Annotated in this window: 4 protein-coding genes and 1 tRNA gene; 3 read left to right on the top strand and 2 right to left on the bottom strand. The window is 55.4% G+C overall.

Annotated features, from left to right (window positions below):
- Both QMZ65_RS24210 and orn read right to left on the bottom strand, forming a co-directional pair.
- Positions 1 to 76, bottom strand: a tRNA-Gly gene (locus QMZ65_RS24210).
- Positions 77 to 369: 293 nt separating this feature from the next.
- Positions 370 to 918, bottom strand: coding sequence for an oligoribonuclease (orn, locus tag QMZ65_RS24205; RefSeq protein ID WP_034829381.1), 549 nt, complete (start codon positions 916 to 918; stop codon positions 370 to 372).
- 103 nt (positions 919 to 1,021) lie between these two features.
- Between orn and rsgA the strand changes: the two genes are divergently transcribed.
- The 3 genes from rsgA to mscM all read left to right on the top strand — a co-directional run bounded on the left by rsgA (position 1,022) and on the right by mscM (position 6,408).
- Positions 1,022 to 2,068 carry a small ribosomal subunit biogenesis GTPase RsgA gene (rsgA, locus tag QMZ65_RS24200; RefSeq protein ID WP_034829385.1) on the top strand — a complete coding sequence of 349 codons (1,047 nt, stop codon included), beginning with the start codon at positions 1,022 to 1,024 and terminating at the stop codon, positions 2,066 to 2,068.
- Between the two features lie 93 nt (positions 2,069 to 2,161).
- Positions 2,162 to 3,058, top strand: a complete 897-nt coding sequence (gene asd, locus QMZ65_RS24195) for an archaetidylserine decarboxylase (protein ID WP_034829399.1) — start codon at positions 2,162 to 2,164, stop codon at positions 3,056 to 3,058.
- Between the two features lie 14 nt (positions 3,059 to 3,072).
- Positions 3,073 to 6,408, top strand: a complete 3,336-nt coding sequence (gene mscM / locus QMZ65_RS24190) for a miniconductance mechanosensitive channel MscM (RefSeq protein ID WP_283216887.1) — start codon at positions 3,073 to 3,075, stop codon at positions 6,406 to 6,408.
- Positions 6,409 to 6,443: the final 35 nt, after the last annotated feature.

The following is a 6,443-nucleotide window of genomic DNA, read 5'->3' as shown; positions in this document are numbered from 1 at the left end:
TGGAGCGGGAAACGAGACTCGAACTCGCGACCCCGACCTTGGCAAGGTCGTGCTCTACCAACTGAGCTATTCCCGCATAATCTTCGTCTTTCAATTTGCTGCCGCGTTAGCTTCCTTCACTCACACAGGTCACTTTCTGACGTAAGCTCTCTGTGATTCGTTCAGTTGCTGCCTTGCCGCAAACCGAAATACTTGATTCTGGAACTTCGTGTTACTGCTGCGCACCGTAATAAATTCTTCACCGGTACGGGGTGCGCATTATACGAGAAATCCTTTCAGTCGCAAGAGTCTAAAAGCAAAATTTTGCGCTTTCAGTGCGTTTGCTGATTTAATCAGCAACCTGATGATTTCCTGCGCACCCTTAGGCGATTAAAGTTGCAAGAAGTGTTCGCGGTAGTAGGCCAACTCGGCAACGGACTCGCGGATATCATCCAGCGCCTGGTGACTGCCCGCTTTTTTGAAGCCCGGCAGGATATCGGGTTTCCAGCGACGCGCCAGTTCTTTCAGCGTGCTGACATCCAGATAACGGTAGTGGAAGTAGGCTTCCAGCTCCGGCATGTATTTAAACAGGAAGCGACGATCCTGGCCAATGCTGTTGCCGCAAATCGGAGAAGTGTTAGCCGGAACCCACTGCTTGAGAAATTCGATGGTCGCCAGCTCTGCAGCACGGTCGTCGTATTGGCTGGCTTTCACACGTTCTACCAGGCCACTGTTGGTGTGCGTACGCACATTCCACTCATCCATCAATGCCAATTGCTCATCAGACTGATGCACCGCAAACACCGGGCCTTCTGCCAGGATATTCAGGTTGGCATCGGTGACGATCGTGGCGATCTCAATAATGCGATCCTGCTCCGGATCCAATCCGGTCATTTCCAGGTCGATCCAAATCAGATTATTTTCATTTCCAGCTGTCATGCGTTTCCCGCCTGTTGCCAAAGTCGTCATTACACTCGTTTCAGGTGTATCATAGACGTTTTGCCCAGCGGGGCGAAGCCTGGCGAAAGCCGTGAGAGGATGCGTGAGCAAAAATAAACTGTCGAAGGGTCAACAACGTCGCGTAAGCGCTAACCATCAGCGTCGTCTGCAGCAACGGAATGAAAAGCCGGAACCGGATGACAACCTGTTTGGAGAAGCGAGCGAAGGCGTGGTGATCAGCCGTTTCGGCATGCACGCAGATGTGGAAGATGGCGTGGGCGAAGTGCATCGCTGCAATATCCGTCGCACCATTCGCTCACTGGTCACCGGTGACCGTGTGCTGTGGCGTGCGGCGATTGGCGGCGGTAAAGGCATTGTGGAAGCAGTTCACGAACGTAAAACGGTGCTGACGCGTCCGGATTTCTATGATGGCGTCAAACCGATCGCGGCCAACATCGATCAGATCATCATTGTGTCGGCGATCCTGCCGGAGCTGTCGCTCAATATCATCGATCGTTATCTGGTGGCCAGTGAAACCCTGGGCGTTGAGCCACTGCTGGTCCTGAACAAAACCGATCTGCTCGACGCGGAAGCCCGCGCGTTTGTCGATGAGCAGATGGATATCTATCGCAAAATTGGCTATCGCGTGTTGATGGTATCCAGCCGTGCCAAAGATGGCCTGGCGGAGCTGGAACAGGCCTTAACCGATCGCGTGAGCATTTTTGCGGGTCAATCTGGTGTGGGTAAATCCAGTTTGCTGAACAACCTGTTGGGACTGGAATTGGCGGGCGATGAGATTCTGACCAACGATGTGTCTGATAACTCCGGTCTGGGCCAACACACCACCACCGCCTCACGCCTGTATCACTTCCCGCACGGCGGCGACGTGATAGATTCTCCAGGTGTACGTGAATTCGGTTTATGGCATCTGGAGCCGGAACAAATCACCCGTGGATTTGTCGAATTTCGTGAGTTTATCGGCGGTTGCCGTTTCCGCGACTGCAAGCATGATACCGATCCCGGCTGCGCCATTCGCGAAGCGGTAGAGGAAGGAACAATCAACATCTCGCGCTTCGATAACTACCACCGGATTCTGGAGAGTATGGCGCAGGTAAAAACGCGTAAAAACTTTTCCGCCAGCGAAGATTAACGGGTACAACGGCACATTCGCCAACTGACCGGGGCGCTGCTACAATCCGCCCCCTTTTGTGTAAACCAAGCGTAATTAAGCCAGGAGGCAACGGTGTTTGATCGTTTTAAACTCGGCCTGAATCATATTCTGCCTAAAAAAGGGCTGACCGAACTTGCCGGCTGGGGCGCCAGTCGTCGCGGTGGCTGGCTAACCAAAGCGGTCATCGACATGTTTGTCTGGTACTACAAAGTGGATATGGCCGAAGCCAGCAAACCCCATACTGGTAGCTATCGCACCTTCAATGACTTCTTCGTGCGTCCGCTAAAAGAGGGTGCGCGCCCGATTGATCCCGATGCGACCCTGCTGGCGCTGCCAGCTGATGGCGCGGTGAGCCAGTTAGGCCGCATTGAAGGCGATCAGATCTTCCAGGCGAAAGGCCATTACTATTCGTTGCAGGCCTTGCTGGCCGGTAACGACGATCTGGCAGAAAAGTTCGTCGATGGTGAGTTCATCACCACCTATCTTGCCCCGCGCGATTATCACCGTGTGCACATGCCCTGTAACGGCATACTGCGTGAAATGATTTATGTGCCGGGCGATCTCTATTCTGTGAACCCACTGACAGCACGTAACATCCCGAACCTGTTTGCACGCAATGAGCGTGTGATCTGCGTCTTCGATACCGATCATGGCCCGATGGTGCAGATCCTGGTAGGGGCAACCATTGTGGGCAGCATCGAAACCGTGTGGGCGGGCACCATTACGCCACCACGTGAAGGGGTGATTAAACGCTGGCGTTATCCTTCAGCGGATCATGACGGGGCCGTTGTGCTGCTGAAAGGTCAGGAAATGGGACGTTTCAAACTCGGTTCGACGGTGATTAACCTGTTCGCACCGGGCCGCGTCAAGCTGGCGGAAAGTCTCGAAGCCGAGAGCAAAACCCGCCTTGGCCAACCGCTGGCGATTGCCCTGCCGCAGCCCGGCGACAGCGCCCCGCTCGCTGAATAACCGGAACCTCTCCCGTGCGCGTTCTTCTCTCTCTACTGCTGAGCCTGGTGCTCAGCAGTTCTGTATTGGCAGCCACCGTTCCCCCCGCGAGTCAGTTGAAGCAGGAACTGGATGCGGCCAAATCCGCCAAAGCCTCTCCTGCTCAAGCTGAACAAGTTCAGGCGATTGAAGCGGCGATCAATTTCCTCTCTGAGCGCGATGAATCGCTGGAGCGCGCTAAACAGTATCAGCAGGTGATTGATGATTTTCCGCGGCTGGCACGTGAACTGCGTCAGCAGATCGCCACACTGACCGACAGCAGTAAAACGGTGCGCAATAACATGAGCAGCGCCGAGCTGGATCAGGAAATCCTGCAAATCAGCAGCCAGCTGCTGGAAGAAGGCCGCCAGGCGCAGCAAGAGCAGGACCGCGCACGTGAAATCAGTGACTCACTGTCACAGTTGCCGCAGCAGCAGACTGACGCACGCCGGGCGATGACCGAAAGCGATCGCCGTGCTCAGGGCTTTTCTGCGGCCGCTACGCCGCTGGCTCAGGCGCAGATTTATGCCCGCCTGGCCGAGAATGCCGCCAATAAAGCCCGTGTGGATGAGTTAGAACTGGCACAGCTCTCCGCCAATAATCGCCAGGAGCTGGCGCGTATGCGGGCGGAAGTGCATCAGCGTAAAGTGACGCAGCTGGATAACTATCTGCAATCGTTGCGCAATCAGCTGAATAATCAGCGTCAGCGAGAAGCGGAACTGGCGCTCGAACGCACTGAACAGCTGGCGGAAAACAGCGGCGATTTACCGGCTTCGATAAGCGATCAATTCCGCGTGAACCGTGAACTTTCAGCCGACCTGAATGCGCAAGCTCAGCGTATGGATTTGGTCGCCTCGCAACAACGGCTGGCCACCAATCAGACGCTGCAGGTGCGTCAGGCGCTCAGCACCCTGCGCGAGCAATCACAATGGCTGGGCGCATCGAATCTGTTGGGTGAAGCTCTACGTGCGCAGGTCGCCAGACTGCCGGATATGCCTAAGTCGCAGCAGATTGATAGCGAGATGGGCCAACTGCGTGTGCAACGGCTGCATTATGAAGATTTACTGGAGCGGCAAAAGGATCTGCGCAAGGAGAAGCAGGACGATGGCACGCCGTTTACCAGCGAGCAAACCCGAATTCTCGATGCCCAGCTGAAAACCCAGCGCGAACTGCTCAATTCACTGATCTCCGGCTGCGATACGCTGATTCTGGAAATCACCAAGCTGAAGGTGTCGAATACCCAGTTGCAGGACGCGCTGGGGGAAGTGAAAGAAGCCACCCACCGTTATCTGTTCTGGACGGCGGATGTCAGCGCCATCGACCTGAAGTATCCGATTGACGTGGCGCGTGACCTAACCCGCCTGCTGTCGCTGGATACCTTAGGGCAACTCGGTAAAGCGCTGGCGATGATGTTTACCAGCAAAGAAACCGTGATGCCAATCATCTGCGCAGTGCTGTTGGTGGGCTTTAGCATCAGCTCGCGCCGTCATTACAATGCCTTTATGGCGCGTTCCGCCAGCAAAGTGGGCAAAGTGACTCAGGACCGCTTTAGCCTGACGTTGCGCACCGTGTTCTGGTCGATTCTGGTCGCCGTGCCGCTGCCGGTATTGTGGGCCGCGCTGGGCTTTGGTTTGCAGCATGCCTGGCCTTATCCGTTTGCCGTTGCGATTGGAGATGGCATCACTGCCACGCTGCCGCTGCTGTGGGCCTTTATGATCAGTGCTGCTTTTGCGCGTCATGATGGGCTATTTGTGGTGCACTTCCGCTGGCCGCAGGCGCGGGTAGCGCGTGCTATGCGTTACTACTCGCTGACGGTTGGCCTGATTGTGCCGCTGATCATGCTGCTGATTGCCTTTGCCAATCTCGACGATCCACAGTTCTCCGGCACGCTCGGTCGCCTGTGCTTCATTTTGATTTGCGGTGCGTTAAGTATTGTCACCGTCAGCCTCAAACGTGCAGGCATTCCGCTGTATCTGGATAAAGAGGGCAACGGCGACAACTTCGTTAACCGTATTCTGTGGAACCTGATGATTGCCATCCCGCTGGTAGCGGCATTGGCTTCCTGCATCGGCTATCTGGCGACCGCACAGGCACTGCTGGCGCGCCTGGAAACCTCGGTAGGCATTTGGTTCTTCCTATTGGTTATTTACCACATTATCCGCCGCTGGATGCTGATCCAACGCCGTCGCATCGCCTTCGATCGCGCCCGTCAACGCCGCGCGGACATGCTGGCCAACCGTGCGCGCAGTGAAGAAGAGAAAGAGCAACAGACTCCCGCCAACGCCGATACGATTGAGATCGATGAACCGAGCCTGGATCTGGATGAGATCAGTGCGCAGTCGTTGCGTCTGGTGCGCTCTATTCTCACGTTGATTGCGCTGGTATCGGTGATTGTACTGTGGTCAGAAATTCACTCGGCCTTTAGTTTCCTCGACAACATCCCACTGTGGGATGCCAGCACCACGGTGCAGGGCGTGGAGAGCGTGCAGCCGATTACGCTGGGCGCGGTGCTGATTGCCATCCTGGTGTTCATTATCACCACTCAGCTGGTGCGTAATATGCCTGCCCTGCTGGAACTGGCGTTGCTGCAACACATCAGCCTGTCACCTGGCACCGGTTATGCCATCACTACCCTGACCAAATACGTGCTGATGCTGATTGGCGGATTAGTCGGCTTCTCGATCATTGGCGTTGAGTGGGCAAAACTGCAGTGGCTGGTGGCGGCGTTAGGTCTGGGATTGGGCTTTGGTATGCAGGAGATCTTCGCCAACTTTATTTCTGGTCTGATTATCTTGTTCGAAAAGCCAATTCGTATCGGCGATACCGTCACCATTCGCGATCTGACCGGCAGCATTACCCGCATCAATACCCGCGCCACCACGATTACCGATTGGGACCGTAAAGAGATCATCGTGCCTAACAAGGCCTTTATCACTGAGCAGTTCGTTAACTGGTCGTTGTCGGATTCTGTCACGCGCGTGGTGCTGACCATCCCGGCTCCGGCACACGTCAACAGTGATGAAGTCACCAACATTCTCAAGCAGGCGGCCGAGCGCTGTACCTACGTGCTGGATATGCCCGCACCGGATGTGTTCCTGGTGGATTTACAGCAAGGCATTCAGCTGTTTGAATTGCGTGTGCACGCAGCTGAGATGGGCCACCGCATGCCGCTGCGTCATGAGTTGCATCAGTTGATTCTGCGCGGCTTTGAAGAGCACGGTATTGAGATGCCGTTCCCACCATTCCAGGTGCGTATGGAAACGCTGGGACGTAAAACACCGGCCAGCAATGGCTCACCGTCCAGCCAGACCTTTAAATCTGGCGGCTTATAAATGACAACGCCCGGCAATCACCGGGCGCTGTTTTT

The sequence above is a fragment of the Pantoea sp. EABMAA-21 genome, assembly GCF_030053335.1.
Taxonomy (GTDB): Bacteria; Pseudomonadota; Gammaproteobacteria; order Enterobacterales; family Enterobacteriaceae; genus Pantoea; species Pantoea communis.
Note: the sequence above shows the minus strand (reverse complement) of the source record. Positions and strands in the feature narration are given on the sequence as shown.